This window comes from Zobellella sp. An-6 (assembly GCF_052487945.1).
Genome location: NZ_CP199259.1, coordinates 3,130,464 through 3,147,042 on the forward strand (window position 1 = coordinate 3,130,464; position 16,579 = coordinate 3,147,042).

General features: G+C 63.1%; 15 protein-coding genes. 9 read left to right on the plus strand and 6 right to left on the minus strand.

Going from position 1 to position 16,579, the window contains the following annotated elements; translation table 11 throughout:
• Positions 1–62 precede the first annotated feature (62 nt).
• From dxs to xseB, 3 genes are read right to left on the minus strand one after another with little or no spacing between them, the layout of a single operon-like run.
• On the minus strand, positions 63–1,928 hold the full coding sequence (gene dxs / locus ACT7DK_RS14625; RefSeq protein WP_445400385.1) for a 1-deoxy-D-xylulose-5-phosphate synthase: 1,866 nt from the start codon (positions 1,926–1,928) through the stop codon (positions 63–65).
• A gap of 21 nt (positions 1,929–1,949) precedes the next feature.
• Positions 1,950–2,843 carry a (2E,6E)-farnesyl diphosphate synthase gene (gene ispA / locus ACT7DK_RS14630; protein ID WP_445400387.1) on the minus strand — a complete coding sequence of 298 codons (894 nt, stop codon included), beginning with the start codon at positions 2,841–2,843 and terminating at the stop codon, positions 1,950–1,952.
• A 1-nt stretch (position 2,844) separates the two neighbouring features.
• Complete coding sequence (gene xseB / locus ACT7DK_RS14635; RefSeq protein ID WP_445400389.1) at positions 2,845–3,141, minus strand: exodeoxyribonuclease VII small subunit; 297 nt, start codon at positions 3,139–3,141, stop codon at positions 2,845–2,847.
• A 169-nt stretch (positions 3,142–3,310) separates the two neighbouring features.
• Between xseB and pomA the strand changes: the two genes are divergently transcribed.
• The 3 genes from pomA to thiI all read left to right on the plus strand — a co-directional run bounded on the left by pomA (position 3,311) and on the right by thiI (position 6,541).
• Complete coding sequence (gene pomA, locus ACT7DK_RS14640; RefSeq protein ID WP_445400391.1) at positions 3,311–4,066, plus strand: flagellar motor protein PomA; 756 nt, start codon at positions 3,311–3,313, stop codon at positions 4,064–4,066.
• Between the two features lie 47 nt (positions 4,067–4,113).
• Positions 4,114–4,962: a flagellar motor protein MotB gene (locus ACT7DK_RS14645; protein ID WP_445402370.1), complete on the plus strand. Its 849-nt coding sequence runs from the start codon at positions 4,114–4,116 to the stop codon at positions 4,960–4,962.
• Between the two features lie 130 nt (positions 4,963–5,092).
• A complete protein-coding gene (gene thiI / locus ACT7DK_RS14650) occupies positions 5,093–6,541 on the plus strand; it encodes a tRNA uracil 4-sulfurtransferase ThiI (RefSeq protein WP_445400393.1) in 1,449 nt (482 codons plus the stop codon).
• Between the two features lie 45 nt (positions 6,542–6,586).
• Here the strand turns inward: thiI and ACT7DK_RS14655 are convergent, their stop codons facing one another.
• The gene (locus ACT7DK_RS14655) at positions 6,587–7,480 is read right to left on the minus strand and encodes a ketopantoate reductase family protein (RefSeq protein ID WP_445400395.1); all 894 of its coding nucleotides are present in this window, start codon (positions 7,478–7,480) and stop codon (positions 6,587–6,589) included.
• Positions 7,481–7,607: 127 nt separating this feature from the next.
• Here ACT7DK_RS14655 and ACT7DK_RS14660 point away from each other — a divergent pair, with 127 nt between their 5' ends.
• The 6 genes from ACT7DK_RS14660 (at position 7,608) to ACT7DK_RS14685 (ending at position 13,499) form a co-directional block, all read left to right on the plus strand.
• Positions 7,608–8,090: a YajQ family cyclic di-GMP-binding protein gene (locus ACT7DK_RS14660; RefSeq protein ID WP_445400397.1), complete on the plus strand. Its 483-nt coding sequence runs from the start codon at positions 7,608–7,610 to the stop codon at positions 8,088–8,090.
• Positions 8,091–8,159: 69 nt separating this feature from the next.
• Positions 8,160–9,320 (plus strand): hypothetical protein, encoded by a 1,161-nt coding sequence (locus tag ACT7DK_RS14665; RefSeq protein ID WP_445400399.1) that lies wholly within the window; start codon positions 8,160–8,162, stop codon positions 9,318–9,320.
• Positions 9,317–10,726, plus strand: a complete 1,410-nt coding sequence (locus ACT7DK_RS14670; protein ID WP_445400401.1) for a cytochrome P450 — start codon at positions 9,317–9,319, stop codon at positions 10,724–10,726. The genes ACT7DK_RS14665 and ACT7DK_RS14670 overlap by 4 nt, the downstream gene beginning before the upstream one ends.
• Positions 10,723–11,070 carry a hypothetical protein gene (locus tag ACT7DK_RS14675; RefSeq protein WP_445400403.1) on the plus strand — a complete coding sequence of 116 codons (348 nt, stop codon included), beginning with the start codon at positions 10,723–10,725 and terminating at the stop codon, positions 11,068–11,070. Before ACT7DK_RS14670 ends, ACT7DK_RS14675 begins: the two co-directional genes overlap by 4 nt.
• Positions 11,071–11,237: 167 nt before the next feature.
• The gene (locus ACT7DK_RS14680; protein WP_445400405.1) at positions 11,238–12,494 is read left to right on the plus strand and encodes a capsule biosynthesis protein; all 1,257 of its coding nucleotides are present in this window, start codon (positions 11,238–11,240) and stop codon (positions 12,492–12,494) included.
• Between the two features lie 168 nt (positions 12,495–12,662).
• Positions 12,663–13,499 (plus strand): HpcH/HpaI aldolase/citrate lyase family protein, encoded by an 837-nt coding sequence (locus ACT7DK_RS14685; protein ID WP_445400407.1) that lies wholly within the window; start codon positions 12,663–12,665, stop codon positions 13,497–13,499.
• A 74-nt stretch (positions 13,500–13,573) separates the two neighbouring features.
• On the opposite strand, the gene ACT7DK_RS14690 is transcribed toward ACT7DK_RS14685, so the two are convergent.
• Together ACT7DK_RS14690 and ACT7DK_RS14695 are read right to left on the minus strand one after the other, a co-directional pair.
• Positions 13,574–13,708 carry an entericidin A/B family lipoprotein gene (locus ACT7DK_RS14690; protein WP_445400409.1) on the minus strand — a complete coding sequence of 45 codons (135 nt, stop codon included), beginning with the start codon at positions 13,706–13,708 and terminating at the stop codon, positions 13,574–13,576.
• 88 nt (positions 13,709–13,796) lie between these two features.
• Positions 13,797–16,370: a putative bifunctional diguanylate cyclase/phosphodiesterase gene (locus ACT7DK_RS14695; protein ID WP_445400411.1), complete on the minus strand. Its 2,574-nt coding sequence runs from the start codon at positions 16,368–16,370 to the stop codon at positions 13,797–13,799.
• Positions 16,371–16,579: the final 209 nt, after the last annotated feature.

The window sequence follows — 16,579 nt, forward strand, 5'->3', positions numbered from 1 at the left end:
CCGCGCCCGGTTTCACCGGCCGGCACCCGGCCGAAACCAGGCGCCGCCTGCGGCGCCTGCCTCTACCGGCTCAGGTACTCGGAAATCGATCGCACCATGCCGTCGGCGTCCAGGCCCAGCAGGGCCAGGATCTGCTGCTGGCCGCCCTGCTCGATAAACTCATCGGGCAGGCCCAGGTTCAAGACCGGCATGGGACGCTTGTGGTGCATCAGGCATTCGTTCACCGCCGAGCCGGCGCCCCCCATGACGGCATTTTCCTCCACCGTCACCAGCAACTCGTGCCCGTCCAGCAGGGACAACAGCAGCGCCTCGTCCAGCGGCTTGACGAAACGCATGTCCACCAGGGTGGCGTCCAGCCGCTCGGCGGCGAGCCGCGCCTCGGCCAGCAGGGTGCCGAAGTTGAGCAGGGCCACGCCGCTGCCCCGGCGGACGATCCGCCCCTTGCCCAGTTCCAGCGCCGTCATCGATTCTTCGATCTCCACGCCGCAGCCGTTGCCACGCGGGTAGCGCACCGCCGCCGGCCCCCGGTGCACAAAGCCGGTGTAGAGCATCTGCCGGCACTCATTTTCGTCGGCGGGCGTCATGATCACCATGTTGGGCACGGTACGCAGGTAGCTGAGATCGAAGGCGCCCTGGTGGGTGGGGCCGTCGGCGCCGACGATGCCGGCCCGGTCGATGGCGAACAGCACATCCAGGTTCTGCAGGGCCACGTCGTGGATCAGCTGGTCATAGGCCCGTTGCAGGAAGGTGGAGTAGATGGCCACCACCGGTTTCTTGCCCTCTATCGCCAGCCCCGCCGCCAGGGTCACCGCATGCTGCTCGGCGATGGCCACGTCGAAATAGCGCTGGGGGAACTCCCGGGAGAAACGCACCAGGCCGGAGCCTTCGCGCATGGCCGGGGTAATGGCCATCAGCCGGGGATCCAGCCGGGCCATGTCGCACAGCCAGTTGCCGAAAATGGCGGAATAGGACAGGCCGCCCCCGCCGCTCTTGGGCAGTGCACTCTGGGCCGGGTCGAATCTGGGGACGCCATGGTAACCGATGGGATCCTGTTCGGCGGGCAGGTAGCCCTTGCCCTTGCGGGTCATCACATGCAGGAACTGCGGACCCTTGAGCCTGCGCATGTTGCGCAGGGTTTCCACCAGGGTCTCGATATCGTGGCCGTCGATGGGACCGACGTAATTGAAGCCGAACTCCTCGAACAGGGTGCCGGGCACCACCATGCCCTTGAGGTGCTCTTCGGCCCGGCGGGCCAGCTCCTTGATCGGCGGCACCATCTCCAGCGCCTTTTTTCCCCCTTCGCGCAGGGTGCTGTAGAGGGAGCCGGACATGATCCGCGCCAGGTGGTTGTTGAGGGCGCCCACGTTTTCGGAGATCGACATCTCGTTGTCGTTGAGCACCACCAGCATGTCCTTGTGGATATCGCCGGCGTGGTTGAGCGCTTCGAAGGCCATGCCGGCGGTAAGGGCGCCGTCGCCGATCACCGCCACCACCTTGCGGCCCTTGTTCTCTTCATCGGCGGCGATGGCCATGCCCAGTGCGGCGCCGATGCTGGTGCTGGAGTGCCCCACCGACAGGGTGTCGTATTCGCTTTCCTCCCGCCAGGGGAAGGGATGCAACCCCTGGTACTGGCGGATGCTGGTCATGCGCTCGCGCCGGCCGGTGAGGATCTTGTGCGGATAGGCCTGGTGGCCCACGTCCCACACCAGGCGGTCGAAGGGCGTGTTGTACACATAGTGCAAGGCCACCGTCAGCTCCACCACCCCCAGGCCCGAAGCCAGATGGCCACTGCTGCGGCTCACCGAATGCAGCAGGTAGGATCTCAGCTCGTCGCACAGGGCGGGCAATCGCTCCTGGGGCAGGCTGCGCAGTTCGTCCGGCAGGTTGGCCAGGGCCAGGGTCGGGTAATCGGCAATATTCAGACTCATAGGCTTATTATTATCCTCGCCCTAGAACTCGCGTTTCACGATGTAATGGGCGAATGCTTCCAGTGTATGGGTTGGGTAGGGAATGTCTGCCAGCGCCGTCAGCGCCTGCTGATAGAGCTGTTGTGCCAGTTGCCGGGCACCCTCCAGTCCGAGCAGGGCCGGGTAGGTGCTCTTCTGCTGCACCAGATCCTTGCCCTGGGTCTTGCCCAGGGTCTGGGTATCGGCGGTGATGTCCAGGATGTCGTCCTGTACCTGAAAAGCCAGGCCGATGGCCTCGGCGTAACGGCTCAGGGCGTCCAGGTGGGCTTCATCCAGTTCCCGGGCGCAGAGGGCGCCCAGGCGTACGGCGGCGCGGATCAGTGCCCCCGTCTTGTGCCGGTGCAGGGTCTCCAGCCGGGCCAGGTCGATGCCTTTGCCTTCGCTTTGCATGTCCAGGGCCTGGCCGCCGCACATGCCACCGTAGCCGCTTGCCCGGGCCAGCTCCTGCACCATGCGCAGCCGGCGGCCGGCATCGAGGCCGTCATCCGGGTGACGACTGAGTAGCTCGAAGGCCAGGGTTTGCAGGGCATCGCCGGCGAGGATGGCGGTGGCCTCGTCGAACGCCTTGTGCACCGTGGGCTTGCCCCGGCGCAGAGCATCGTCGTCCATGGCCGGCAGGTCGTCGTGGATCAGCGAATAGGCGTGGATGCACTCGATGGCGGCGGCGGCGGCATCGAGTGCCTGGGGGCTGGCATTGCCCAGCAATTCGCCGCTGGCGTACACCAGCATGGGACGAACCCGTTTACCGCCTTGCAGCAGGCCGTATTCCATGGCGGCCTTAAGGCCCGGCGCCAACTCGCCCAGCTCCGTCATGGTGCGGGACAAGACAACGCCAATCCGCTCACCATACTGCTGCTGTAACAGCCCAACGCTCACATCAGCGCTCCTCTTGTCCGGAATTAAAAGCCACCAGCCGCTCTTCGCCCTCCTGTTGCAGCAGCATCTGGACCTGTTGCTCGGCATGGGCCAGCCGGTGCTGCCCGGCACGCACCAGCTGGACACCGCGCTCGAAGGACTTGAGCGCCTGCTCCAGGCTCAGGTCACCGTCTTCCAACTGGCTGACCAGGCTTTCCAGCTCCGCGAGGGCACTTTCAAAATCCATGTTTTCCGGTTTTTTGGTGGCCACGGCAATCCCCTGTGGTTCGGCTTGCAAAATGGGGGGCAATAGTAACATTCCCGCTTGGGGTTTGGCGAAAGATATAGACGAATCGCCCCCCCCTCCGGGCGCTTTCGGCTAAAGAAAAAATGTGCCGCTGCCGATAACAACAGCAGCGACAACGCGAGTCGTAACAAGGTAACATTAACGCCGTTTTCAAGCCTGCAATAACAGTGAGGACCCTACTTTGGATCTGGCAACCCTTCTCGGACTGATCGGTGGCATGGCTTTTATCGCAATGGCGATGGTGCTGGGTGGTGGACTCACCATGTACGTGGATGTGCCGTCGATTTTTATCGTGTTCGTCGGCTCCCTGTTCGTGGTGATGATGAAGTTCAACCTCGGCCAATTCCTGGGGGCGGCCAAGGTGGCGGCCAAGGCCTTCATGTTCAAGCTGGAAAAACCCGAAGACCTGATTGAGCGGGTGGTACAACTGGCCGATGCGGCCCGCAAGGGCGGTTTTCTCGCGCTGGAAGAAGCGAACATCACCAACCCCTTCCTGCAGAAGGCCGTCGACATGCTGGTGGACGGCCATGAGCAGGGCGTGGTGAAGGCGGCGTTGGAAAAAGACATCGACCTCACCGCCGAGCGGCAAACCGAAGGCGCCCGCATTTTCCGGGCCCTGGGGGATGTGGCTCCGGCCATGGGCATGATAGGCACCCTGATCGGCCTGGTGGCCATGCTGGCCAACATGGACGATCCCAAGGCCATCGGCCCGGCCATGGCGATAGCCCTGTTGACCACCCTCTACGGTGCCATGCTGGCCAACATGGTGGCGTTGCCCATCGCCGACAAGCTCGAGCTGCGTTCGGGCGAAGAGCGCCTTAACCGCACCCTGATCCTCGACGCCATCCTGGGCATTCAGGACGGCCAGAACCCGCGGGTACTGCAGAGCCTGCTGGAGAACTACCTGGCCGACAGCAAGCGACCGAAGGAGGAGTAGTGGCGGCCAAGAAGAAACCGCCGGCGCCCGCCGGCGCGCCGGCCTGGATGGCAACCTTCGCCGATCTGGCCACCATACTGATGAGCTTTTTCGTGCTGTTGCTGGCCTTCGCCGAGATGGACGTGCTCAAGTTCAAGCAGATTGCCGGCAGCATGAAGTTCGCCTTTGGGGTACAGAATCAGCTGGAAGTCACCGAGATCCCCAAGGGCACCTCGGTGATTGCCCTGGAATTCCGGCCGGGCCAACCCCAGCCCACGCCCATAGACGTCATCATGCAGCACACCACCGACTCCACCCAGGCCGAGCTGGACTTTCAGCCCGGGGAATCGCACAGTGCCGCCGGGGAAAGCCGGGAAAGCGGCGACATGAGCGGCAGCGAGCAGCCCGACACGCCCCAGACCGATCCCCAGAGCATGAGCCTGGCGCGGGAACTGGCCGAACAGCTCAGTTCCGCCATCGAGCAGGATGCCATCGAAATCGAGGCCCTGGGCCAGCAGGTGGTTATCCGCATCAAGGAGCAGGCCTCCTTTCCGGCGGGCTCCGCCTTTCTGCAGCCACAGTTCTGGCCGGTGGTGCGGCAGATCGGCAACCTGGTCAAGGACGTCCCCGGCGAGATCCTGGTCGCCGGCCATACCGACGATGTCCACACCAGCAACGAGCTGTTTCGTTCCAACTGGGAACTCTCCGCCCAGCGGGCCCTGGCGGTGGCGGATCAACTGCTGCGGGTGGAAGGATTCGACGACGGCCGCATGGTGGTGATCGGCATGGCGGACACCCGCCCCCTGGAGCCCAACGAGACGGCGGATCACCGCCGGCGCAACCGGCGGGTGGAGATCACCATCTCCCAAGGCAAGCCCAAGTTCACCAGTCCCCTGGAACTGCCGGCCGCGCAATAACTCCCGGCGCCCGGGCCAATCCCGGCGCCGCCGGCCAGGCACGAATAAATTCGTGCCTGCTGCCCCCGGCCGCGGCTTTGTTGTATAATGCGGGGCTTTCGTTTTTTTGCTGTCCCGGACGTACCGCATCATGAAATTTATTATCAAGCTCCATCCAGAAATCACCATCAAGAGCAAGTCGGTGCGTCAGCGCATGAGCAAGATCTTGCAGGGCAATATCCGCAATGTGCTCAAGCCCCTGGATGAACAGGTCAAGATCCGGGCCGACTGGGACAAGCTGGTACTGCGCACCAACATCATGACCGAAGCGCACCGTCAGGCCATGATCGCGGCCCTGGCCTGCATCCCCGGCATCCAGAGCTTTCTCGAGGTCAAGGAATACCAGGTCTCCACCCTGGACGAGATCCTGGAGCAGGCCCAGGCCATGTTCGGCGACCGGCTGGCCGGCAAGACCTTTTGCGTGCGCGCCAAGCGCCGGGGCCAGCAGCCGTTCAGCTCCCTGGACGTGGAGCGTTACGTGGGCGGCGGTCTCAACCAGCGCTGCAATACCGGCGGCGTGCGGCTGAAAAACCCCGATATGCAGATCAACCTGGAACTGGACGGCGACCGCCTCTTCCTGGTGAGCGAGCAGCACGAAGGGCTGGGCGGCTTTCCCATCGCCACCCAGGAAAGCGTGCTCAGCCTGATGTCCGGCGGCTACGACTCGGGGGTGGCCTCCTACCAGTTCATCAAGCGGGGCAGCCGGGTACACTACTGCTTCTTCAATCTGGGCGGGCGCGAGCACGAGGCCGGGGTGCGCGAGGTGGTGCACTATCTGTGGAAGAAATACGGCGCCTCCCACAGGGTCAAGTTCATCTCGGTGCCCTTCGAGGGGGTGGTGGCCGAGATCCTGGCGAAGATCGACAAGGGCCACATGGGCGTGGTGCTCAAGCGCATGATGATGCGTGCCGGCGCCGCCGTGGCCGGCAAGCTGGCGATCAACGCCCTGGTGACCGGCGAGTCCATGGGCCAGGTATCCAGCCAGACGGTGACCAACCTCAACGTGATCGACCGGGTCACCGAGACCCTGATACTGCGCCCCCTGATCGCCGCCGACAAGCAGGACATCATCGATCAGGCGCGACGCATCGGCACGGCGCCCTTTGCCGAGAAAATGCCGGAATACTGCGGCGTGATCTCCCAAAAGCCCACCATCAAGGCGAACCTGGCCAAGGTGGAGGCCGAGGAGGCCAACTTCGACTTCGGCGTGCTCGACACCGCCATCCAGGCTTCCTTCGTGGAAGATGTGCGGGATCTGGCCAAGGCCTGGACCCTGCCGGAGGTAGAGTTCAGCGAAGCGGCCGGCCAGGGCGAGGTGATCCTGGACATCCGCGCCCCGGAAGAAGAGGAGGAAGCCCCGCTGAAGGTGGAAGGTCACCAGGTGCTGCACATGCCCTTCTTCAAGCTGGCCCACCAGTTCGGTGAGCTAGACTCAAACAAAACCTACCTGCTCTATTGTGCCCGGGGTGTGATGAGCCGGCTGCAGGCCATCCACCTGAAGGAGCAAGGCTTCGACAATGTCAAGGTTTACCGTCCCTGAGTCCCGGCGGCAAACCGGCGCCGCCACGCACGAATCGCGTCGAGCCTAGGCCGGGCTGCGGCGGCGTACTTCCTGGTACAGCTGGCGGCACACCGGTACCGGCAGGGTAGCGGCCTTCGCCAGTAGATAGCCGGTGATATGGTCGATCTCGGTAGGCCGGCCCTGTGCCAGATCCTGGTGCATGGAGGAATAATTGGTGGCGGTCAGTTCAATCACCTTGCGCAAACGCCGGCGGAAATCGTCGAGCGACTCCGTTTCCCCGAGTTGTACCATTACCTGGTGCACCTCCTCGCTCAGTTGCTCCAGCACGGCAGCAAAACGGGGCTCCAGCAGCTGGCCATTGCGGATATCATGGCAGGCGGTGAGCGGGTTGATCACCGCATTCACCGCCAGCTTGCGGTGCTGCAGGCCGAGTATGTCTTCACTCCACTTGGCATGCCCCAGGGCGGCGGCCAGCGGCCGGGCGAGATCCGCATAGGCCTTGGCGGCCGGGTTCACCGGTCCCAGCCAGGTTTCCCCCTTGCCGGTATGGCGCACCAGCCAGTCGCCCTCCTTCATGGCGCCATGGCTGCAAACGCCGACGATCAAGGGATTGTGGGGATAGAGCGCCTGCACCTGCTCGGCAACGCCCATGCCATTGTGCAGCAGAATAATGGGCGTATTCGTCGGCAGCCGGTGCAGCCCCTTGAGGGCGGCCACCACCTGATAGGCCTTGGTCATCACCAGCAGGCAAGAGATTTGCCCGGCCTGCTCGGCAAACAGCGGGCGGGTATCCACCAACTGGTGCCGGCCCACCAGGGTAACGAGATCCAGGCAGGGATGCAGATGCCCGCGATGGCGTTCGGACAGCAGCAGGGAAACCGCCTCACCCTGCCGGCGCAGCAAGCCGGCCACCACGGATCCCAAGGCCCCGGCACCGAGAATGGTCCACTCAGTCATCACTGTTCCCCTGAACTTTGTTATTATCACGCCTGCCCTTACGAATTTATACGTTAACCGCGAACCGCCACCGGTGCCAGCGCATTTTGGCAACGAGGCCGTAGCAGCAACACAGAGAGGAGGCCCGATGCCGTCTTTTGATATTGTCTCTGAAGTGGAGATGAACGAGGTCCGTAACGCCGTCGAGAACGCCAACCGGGAACTGGACACCCGCTTCGATTTCCGGGGGGTGGAGGCCAGCTTTGCCCTCAACGACGGCAAGGTCAAACTGAGCGCCGACGCCGAGTTCCAGTTGCAGCAGATGCTGGACATACTCCGCGCCAAGCTGATCAAGCGCAGCATAGATACCCAGGTCATGGACGAGGGTGACGTGGTGCACTCGGGCAAGCGCTATTACCAGGAGGTCGACTTCAAGCAGGGCATCGACAGCGCCTTCGCCAAGAAGCTGGTCAAGATGATCAAAGACAGCAAGATCAAGGTGCAGGCGTCCATTCAGGGCGACCAGGTGCGGGTCAGCGGCAAGAAACGCGACGATTTGCAGGAAGTGATGGCGCTGCTGCGCCAGAGCGAGCTGGAGCAACCGCTGCAGTTTAATAATTTCCGCGATTAATGCCGGCAGCCGTCGCCACGCACTCATTCGTGCGCGGCAAACGGCCGTCACCATAACGGGAGCAAGTGTTTGACGGTTAAACAACGCCAGGTGTTCTACATTCACGGCTTCGACCCTCGCGGCGCCAGTCACTATCACGGCCTGTATCGCAGCCAGTCGAAGCAACAAACCAAGATAAACGGCCTGAACATCGGCGTGTCGCGCCGACGCCGGCGCTCGGCCCACAGCCACCACTGGCAGCTGAGCACGGCACACACCCACACCGACTACTGCTACCTGGGCTGGGACGACATCATTCGTGCCAACTGGGCCCGGGGCTGGCCCGACATCCTGCTCGACCTGTGCAGCTTCCTGTGGGCCTATATTATCAGCGGGCGCGTCGTCACCTTTGCCCGCGCCTCCCGTAAACAGTTGATCGCCGGCTTTTACCCGGTGGTATACATCTTGCTCGGCATCGCCCTCAGCCTGGGGCTGGCCTTCCAGGCCGCCGCCCTGCTCCCCACGGCCGCCCTGCCCCTCTGGGGCCAAGGCCTGCTGCAAGCGATTGCCATCGTGGCGGTTACCTGGCTGGCGATGCAGGGCGTCAAGCGCCTGGGCGACCGGCTGGCCGTGTTCTGGCTGCTGCGCATCTACGCCTTTTCGGCCAGATGGGCCCGGGGCAAGGTGCCGGGCCTGAACCAGCGCGTGCAAGACTTTGCCGGTGACATCGGCCGGGCCATCCAGAACCGCGACAACGACGAGATCGTGATCATCGCCCACAGCGTGGGCACCATGGTGGTGATACCCGCCATGGCGCAGGTGCTGGCCAGCCTGCCCCGGGCGGAGCTGTTTGCCAACAAGCGCGTGGTGCTGCTCACCCTGGGTGAATGCATCCCCCTCATCAGCTTTCACCCCGCCGCCCGCGACTTTCGCGCCGCACTCGGCCAATTGGGGCAAGATCCGCGCCTGCTGTGGCTGGATTACACCGCCCCCACCGACGGCGCCTGCTTCCCCTTGCTCGACCCCGTGACCTCCTGCGGGCTGCCGCGGGGGCCCAACGCCGGGCCGCGGTTGCTGTCGCCCCGCTTCTTTACCCTGTACGAAGCCAATCACTACAAGCAGCTGCGCCGGGCCTGGTATACCATGCACTTTCTTTATCTCATGGCCACCGACAAGCCCGGCCCCTACGACTTTTTTGCCTTTACCGCCGGCCCCCTGGCCATGACCCATCGCTTAAAGGAGCAGCCATGACCTGCCCGGTCTTTCCTCAACCCGGCAAGAGCAAAGCCTCGCTGTGGAAGGTGTTCTTCAAGAAACGCCACTCCTGGCTGAACGCCCTCTACGAACGCAGCTACCGCATGAAAATGGGCGAATACGCGATGCCCGGCCTGCGACTCTATATGATCAACCAGCCCGAACTGGTGCGCCGGGTGCTGGTGCAGGACGTCGCCGACTTTCCCAAGAACCGCTTGCTGGGGGACATTCTGGCGCCCCTGCTGGGCGAAAGCATTTTCACCACCAACGGCGAACAGTGGCAAAAACAGCGCGACATGCTCGACCCGGCCTTCAAGCACGCCCGGGTGCAGCAGGTGTTCGGGCTGATGCAAGACGCCGTGGCCGATATGTCGGCCAGGCTGGCCCAGGGCCCGACGGCGCTGGATATCGATCCGGAAATGACCTACGTCACCGCCGACATCATCTTCCGCACCATCATGTCTGCCAGGCTGGAGCCGGAACAGGCCCACCGCATACTCGACGCCTTCGTGCTCTTTCAGGCCGAGTCGCCCAAGCAGGCCCTGTGCACGATGTTCAAGCTGCCGGGCTGGCTGCGGCTGGGGGCAGGCGAGCGCAAGCGCCTGCAGGCCGCCCAGGAGATCCGCCACACCATCGAAGACATCGTTCGCCCCCGCTACCAGCAGGCCGAAGCGGCCCGCGCCGGCTGTCCCCGCTCCCGGGCCGAGCTGGAGCAGCAGCAGGACATTTTGTCCTCCTTGCTGCTCACCACCGATGAAAACACCGGCCAGCCGTTCTCCTTCAGCGAAATCGTGGACCAGATTTCCATGCTGTTCCTGGCCGGGCACGAGACCTCGGCCAGCGCCCTGACCTGGTCGCTCTATTTGCTGGCCCTCTATCCGGATATCCAGGAGCAGGCCCATCAGGAAGTGCAGCGGGTGCTGGCCGAGCAGCCGGTGAGCGTGGAAGCCATGAGAAAAATGGTGCTGGTGCGCGACTGCTTTCGCGAGGCCCTGCGCCTCTACCCGCCGGTGGGTTTTTTAACCCGGGAGTGCGCCCGCCACACCGAAATGCGCGACAAGAAAATGCCCAAGGGCTCGTCCGTGGCCATTTCCCCCTGGCTGATCCACCGCCATCGGGAATTCTGGGATAATCCCGACGGCTTCGATCCTTACCGCTTCACCAGCAAGGAGCTGAAAACCCCCTTGAGCAAATCTTACCTGCCGTTTGGCGCCGGCCCCCGGGTATGCATAGGCGCGGCCTTTGCCCAGCAGGAGGCCAGCCTGATCCTGGCCATCCTGCTGCGGGACTACCGCTTTGCCCTGGCGCCGGGCTTTGTGCCCGAGCCGGTGGGACGCCTGACCATTCGCTCGGCCAACGGCATGCAGCTGGTACTCACCCCCAGGACGAAACAGGAATCATGAAAGAACGCATTGCCGGCTTTATCTTGATGTGTGCCGTGGTGCCGCTGGCCGTGCTCGGCTATTTGATCATCTGCTACGTGGGCTTTCTGGGCAAAACGGAGCGGGCGCGCAGCGGCGTGAGGGCGCTGGACCACTTCGTCAACGCCTCCGTGTTCAACGGCTATGCCTGGGAGTCCATCTCCTCCCACGCCTGGCGCGAGCGCGAGCACAAGCGCTGGGCCCGCTTTGTGATATGGCTTACCGACAAGTTCCAGCAGGATCACTGCCGCCGCGCCAACAAGCGCGAACAGCCGCTGGTAGACCTGATGCTGCAAAAAGGCTTGCATAAGCAAACCATTAAATAATTCGGGGCCCTCCGGCCCCACTCCATTCACTGCGCCAGATTCCGCCCCATCCGCGCGCAATTCGGGTATGTCGCCCGGCCATTAATGTGATACCATCCGCCCGCATTCTTGTGAGCACACCAACCCAATAAAAACAACCGAACAGCATTTACCAAACGGAACCCGTGATGCACTCAGTCTTGTTACTCCAAGGACCACTGGGGCCTTTTTTCCGGCACTTTTCGCGCTTTTTGGATGAGCAGGGCATTCGCGTACACAAGATCAACTTCAACGGCGGCGACGGCTGCTGGCCCTGCAAGGGCACCAATGTCAATTACACCGGCTCCCTGCCCGAGTGGCGCCACTTTCTGGGCAACTACATCCAGCAACATCGCATAGACACCGTGTTCTGCTACAGCGACTGCCGCGAATACCACGCCGTGGCCCGCCAGTTTTGCCTAAGTCACAATATCCGCTTTTTTGTATTCGAAGAGGGATATCTGCGACCACATTATATAACCCTGGAGCAAAATGGTGTTAACGCCCATAGTTCCTGGTTTAATAAACTGGAAGATTTGCTGCCTGAGCAGCCCACAGAGCATCCGGCGCACGGCTTTGACATCAAGCCCAACTTCAAGCGCCGCATCTATTACGCCATGCGCTACTACCTGAACATGCAGCTCAGCCGGCCGCGCTTCCGGCACTATGTGCACCACCGCCACCGCCCCTACTGGCAGGAAGGCACCGCCTGGCTGAAAGGCTGGTACACCAAATACAGCCACACCGCCCACGACAAGGGCCTGCAACAAAAGCTGATCGATTACCACTCCGGCCAGATCTTTCTGGTGCCATTGCAGGTGGCGGACGATTTTCAAATAAGAACCCATTCCCCCTTCGCGGACGTGGCCGAGTCCATCCACCATATTCTGGACTCGTTCGCCAAATACGCGCCGGACCAGGCCGTGCTGCTGTTCAAGCACCACCCCATGGACAGGGGCTACACCAACTACGGCCGCCTGCTGCGCCAGGAGGGCAAACGCCTCGCCATTGCCGACCGGGTGTTTTACGGCTTCGATCTCTCCTTGCCCGAGCTCTACCACCACTGCAAGGGCGTGGTGACCGTCAACAGCACCGTGGGCATTTCCGCCCTGCTGCATCATGTGCCCACCATTACCCTGGGCCAGGCACTGTACGATATTCCCGGCCTGACCAGCCAGTGCTCACTCAATGCCTTCTGGAACCGGCCGCAACCCGTGAACCTCAAGCTGTTCAAACAGTTGCGTACCTTCTTGCTGGCCAACACCCAGCTCAACGGCAGCTTCTACTGTTCGCCGGAGCAAACCTGCCGGCAAATCTGGCAGCAGCTGCCCGCCCTGCACCCGGCCCGGCCCCAGACCGCCGTCCCCCAGGCCAGCACCACCCCCGCCTACGCCCAAACCAAATAGCCTGCCGCTGTCTCCATGGAGCCGGTATGGCGTCAGGCCGGCACCGGGCCCTGGCTCACGCCATTCACACAAAATGCCCCCGCCTGTTTACAGCACCACCGTCCATGGTCTAAATAGAAGTCTCCTTACGGATCTCCGGGCCCGATGCCCGGATTACTGGGGCTTTTTATGGATATCAACGCTCTGCAAACCCTGTTGTTCGTGCCGGCCAACCGGCCGGAACGCTATGAGAAGGCGCTGGCCGCCGGCGCCGACGCCGTCATCGTCGACCTGGAGGACGCGGTACCGGCGGCGGAAAAGGACGGCGCCCGTGCCACCCTGGCCGGCTGGCTGGACGGGCGGCCTCCCGCCTCGGTGCTGGTACGCATCAACGGTACCGGCAGTCCCTGGTTCACCCAGGACACCCTGCTGTGTCGCTCCCCGGCCATCGCCGCCATAGTGGTGCCCAAGGCCGAAGACCCGCACGCCCTGGCGGAGCTGGCCAACGTCACCGACAAGCCCCTGCTGCCCTTTGTCGAGTCGGCCCAGGCCTTCGCCCGCCTCGATGCGCTCGCCGCCGCCACCGGGGTGAGACGGCTGCTGTTCGGCAAGCTGGATCTGGCGGTGGATCTGGGCATGGACTATCCGCCGCCGGAAGGCGAGCCCCACGACGAGTCGGCCTTTCTGTTCGCCCGCAGCCAGCTGGTGATGGCCTCCCGGGCCCACGGCCTGGCGGCGCCGCTGGACGCCATCTACACCGCCATCCACGACGAAGAGGGACTGATGAACTATGCCCGCCAGGCCATGCGACTGGGGTTCGGCGGCGTGCTGCTGATCCACCCCAAACAGGTGGGCCCGGCACAGCGGGCCATGGTGCCCACCCAGGCCCAGATAGCCTGGGCCAGGCGCATACTGGAAGCGGAACAGAGGGTGAACGGCGCCGTGGTGGCGGTGCGGGGCAATATGGTGGACGCCCCCGTCATGGCCCGGGCCCGGCGCATCCTGAAGGAAGGGGCAGCAGAGTAGGCGTCCGCCTCAGGCCCTCACAACAACAACGGGGCGGCCAAGGGCCGCCCCGCTCTATGGTGTGCTCCCGGCAGCTACATCTGCTGCTGCACGTCCCGGGCGGCCTCTTCCACCACCTCGCCACCCCGCTGGATGTCCTTGCCGGCGCCGGCAAAGGTATTGCAGCCGGCGAGGCCCGCGACCAGGCCCAACGCCACCAGCATCGCCATTATCCTCCTGCACCTCATCGGTCTGCCTCCAGGGTTCGGGGTGAGCAGTCTGTCAAAAGTATAGACTCAGTCGCGCAACTGCAGCGGCTCAGCCCATCCGCGTCATCACGGACGCCAGCTCCGGCGTCGGCCGGCCGATATGGTAGCCCTGGGCATAGTCGATGCCGGTGGCCCGCACCAGCGCCAGCACCTCTTCCGTTTCCACGTACTCGGCCACCGTCTTCACCTCCAGCTGGCGCGCCAGCTGGGTGATGCTGCTGACGAAGGCCATGTCCCGGCTGTCGTTGGCCATGTTGGCGATAAACTCGCCCTCGATCTTGACGAAGTCGATGGGCAGGTGCTTCAGGTAGTGAAATGAGGAAAAACCCGAGCCAAAATCGTCGATCGCCAGCAAAAATCCGGCATCCTTCAGGGCCCGGATGAACTTCTCCAGCAGTGCCATGCTCTTTACCGTGTCCCGCTCGGTGATCTCGAACACCACCCGCTCCGGGCTCATGGCATATTGAACCACCAGGGCGTTGACCCGGGCCAGGAAGTCGTTGACCAGCACCGCCCGGGGCGACAGGTTGATAAACAGCAGCCCCCGGTAACCGGTGTCGCGCACCTGAGCGAAGGCCTTCTCCATCACTATGTAGTCGAGCAGGTGCACCTTGCCCATGGACTCGGCGATCTCGATGAACTCGCCGGCGTTCATCAGGCTGTCGTCCGCCAGCCGGATCCGGCTGAGCACCTCCACCGCCCCCGGCTCGCCCTCGGCCAGGGGCTGGATGGGCTGGAACACCGGCAGCAGGGTACGCTGCTCTATGGCCTGGTTCACCAGCTGGGTTTTCTCGCTCATGTCGCGGAAGATGTCGGCCACATCCTGCTCTTTCGGCAGGCTGACCCGGTTCTTGCCCTGAGCCTTGGCGCGATACATCAGGTTGTCCACGAACATGAACAGCTCCTTGGCGTTGTCCGCATGGTCGGGGTAAATGCCCACCCCGATGGAGCAGGTGGTCTTGAGGGCGCCGCCCTCGTGTTCCATCACGAAGCCGTCCAGCGCCTTCAGCACCCGCTCACTCACCCGCCCGGCCTGCTCCAGATTGGCTTCCGGCAGCACGATGACGAATTCGTCGCCGCCGTAGCGGGCCAGCACATCGCCGTTGCCGAGCTGCTGCTTGAGCAGCAGCGACAGCTCGGTCAGCAGCCGGTCGCCGCTGGCATGGCCGTAGCCGTCGTTGACCGACTTGAAGTTGTCCAGATCCAGCAGCAGCATGGCCACCGGATAGCCGTGCCGGCGGCTGCGGTCCAGCTCGTACTCGAGCAGCTCCCAGAACATGCGCTGGTTGTAGAGGTTGGTGAGCGGATCCCGGGTGGCGTAGTACTCCAGATCCCGGGTGTACTTGTAGATGGCCTTGACCGAGCCCACCACGTTGAGCAGGGTGGAGAGGATACTTTCCAGCACCAGCACCTTGGTCTTGTCCTTGACGATGTCCGCCTGTACCCCGATGCCGACGATACCGCCGATCTTGGGGGTTTCCACCAGCAGCGACTTGGTCTGCAGCTCGATGTCGCGGGCGTCCAGCTCGATCACCGCCTCGCCGCCGCCCTGCACCATGTTGTGGTGCAGTTTGAACTCGCTGTGGCTGAAGAAGGAATCCCGGGCCCTGAGCCGGGCCAGTACCGCCCGCTCCATCATGTCACGGGTGCGGGGGCTGGGCGGGCGCAACCAGAAGATCTCCAGGTCGAACAACTCGTCGTCCACCTTGAAGATGGAAAACATGGTGTAGATGTCCAGTACCCGGTTGATGTCGAGCATCAGCACGTTGACGTATTCCCGCCAGTCGCGCACCACTTCCGAGGTGATCACGAACTTTTCCAGCAGCCGGATCTCGAATTCCAGCAGATCCTTGTCCACCGCTATGTTGCGCAGCTTGTCCGCCAGCTGCTCCACCTGGCCGAAGATGTTGTTCATCTCCTCGAAGCGGAACTGACGCCGCGCCTCCCCCATCCGCGACAGATCCGACAGCGTCTCTACCTGCTCTATGCTGCGCGACAGATGCTGCACCGAGTCGTTGATATGCAGGCTGACCCGGCGCACCGCCCAGAAGGCGAACAACAGCGGCAGCGGCGACAACAATAGCAGGTAATAGAGCAGGTTGCGGTTGGCCAGCCCCAGCTGGGGCGAGAGATCCTGGCCGACCTCGATCACCCCCAGGGTATCCCCCGGCCGGGCATTGGTATGGCAGGCCAGGCAGTTCTCGCTGGCGTTGAGCGGATAGAGGTAGCGCAGGTGTTCGCCCCGGTCGAAGGCGGCGATGTCGCCGCTGTGCAGGGCCTGTTGCAGCGCCGCATCCGGCGTCGGCTGCTCGATATCGCCGAAGCGTTCATTGACCAGCTCGCCCCGGTACAGGCCGATATGGAAGCTGCCGCCGGCGCTGCCCGCCTCCAGTTGGGCCAGGAAGGACTCCAGCTGGTCGCGGGTCCAGCCCTGGCTCATGATCAGGTACATGGAATTGAAGGTGTTCTCCGCCACCGAGGCCGCCACCTGCCGTGCATTTTCCCGAATGCTGCTCTGGTAGGCCTGGTTGGCCACCAGCAATAACAACAGGAAGCCGATCACGGAGAACAGCAGGGTACGATTCAACAGATAACGCTTAATCGTGGTCGGGCGTCCGGCCATGGCGGGGTACTCTCCTTGTCACCAAAGCGCAGACTATACCCAAGGGGTCAGCCCCCTGCATTGTTAAAGAAAGGTTTTATTGACGCATATCAACAACAAATCACTTTTTAACTATCCCAGCTCTCGTTCCACTCAGGGTTTTCCGCCGGAATACGTGCGACATCATCATAGAAATTCAACACTTAGCCGTTATCATGATGATAGTTGAA

What these genes read in the sequence shown, in the direction of transcription:
- dxs (WP_445400385.1), bottom strand. Translation starts at nt 1,928, where the DNA reads ATGAGTCTGAATATTGCCGATTACCCGACCCTGGCCCTGGCCAACCTG.
- xseB (WP_445400389.1), bottom strand. Translation starts at nt 3,141, where the DNA reads ATGTTACTATTGCCCCCCATTTTGCAAGCCGAACCACAGGGGATTGCC.
- ACT7DK_RS14645 (WP_445402370.1), top strand. Translation starts at nt 4,114, where the DNA reads ATGGCAACCTTCGCCGATCTGGCCACCATACTGATGAGCTTTTTCGTG.
- thiI (WP_445400393.1), top strand. Translation starts at nt 5,093, where the DNA reads ATGAAATTTATTATCAAGCTCCATCCAGAAATCACCATCAAGAGCAAG.
- ACT7DK_RS14655 (WP_445400395.1), bottom strand. Translation starts at nt 7,480, where the DNA reads ATGACTGAGTGGACCATTCTCGGTGCCGGGGCCTTGGGATCCGTGGTG.
- ACT7DK_RS14660 (WP_445400397.1), top strand. Translation starts at nt 7,608, where the DNA reads ATGCCGTCTTTTGATATTGTCTCTGAAGTGGAGATGAACGAGGTCCGT.
- ACT7DK_RS14670 (WP_445400401.1), top strand. Translation starts at nt 9,317, where the DNA reads ATGACCTGCCCGGTCTTTCCTCAACCCGGCAAGAGCAAAGCCTCGCTG.
- ACT7DK_RS14675 (WP_445400403.1), top strand. Translation starts at nt 10,723, where the DNA reads ATGAAAGAACGCATTGCCGGCTTTATCTTGATGTGTGCCGTGGTGCCG.
- ACT7DK_RS14680 (WP_445400405.1), top strand. Translation starts at nt 11,238, where the DNA reads ATGCACTCAGTCTTGTTACTCCAAGGACCACTGGGGCCTTTTTTCCGG.
- ACT7DK_RS14685 (WP_445400407.1), top strand. Translation starts at nt 12,663, where the DNA reads ATGGATATCAACGCTCTGCAAACCCTGTTGTTCGTGCCGGCCAACCGG.
- ACT7DK_RS14690 (WP_445400409.1), bottom strand. Translation starts at nt 13,708, where the DNA reads ATGGCGATGCTGGTGGCGTTGGGCCTGGTCGCGGGCCTCGCCGGCTGC.
- ACT7DK_RS14695 (WP_445400411.1), bottom strand. Translation starts at nt 16,370, where the DNA reads ATGGCCGGACGCCCGACCACGATTAAGCGTTATCTGTTGAATCGTACC.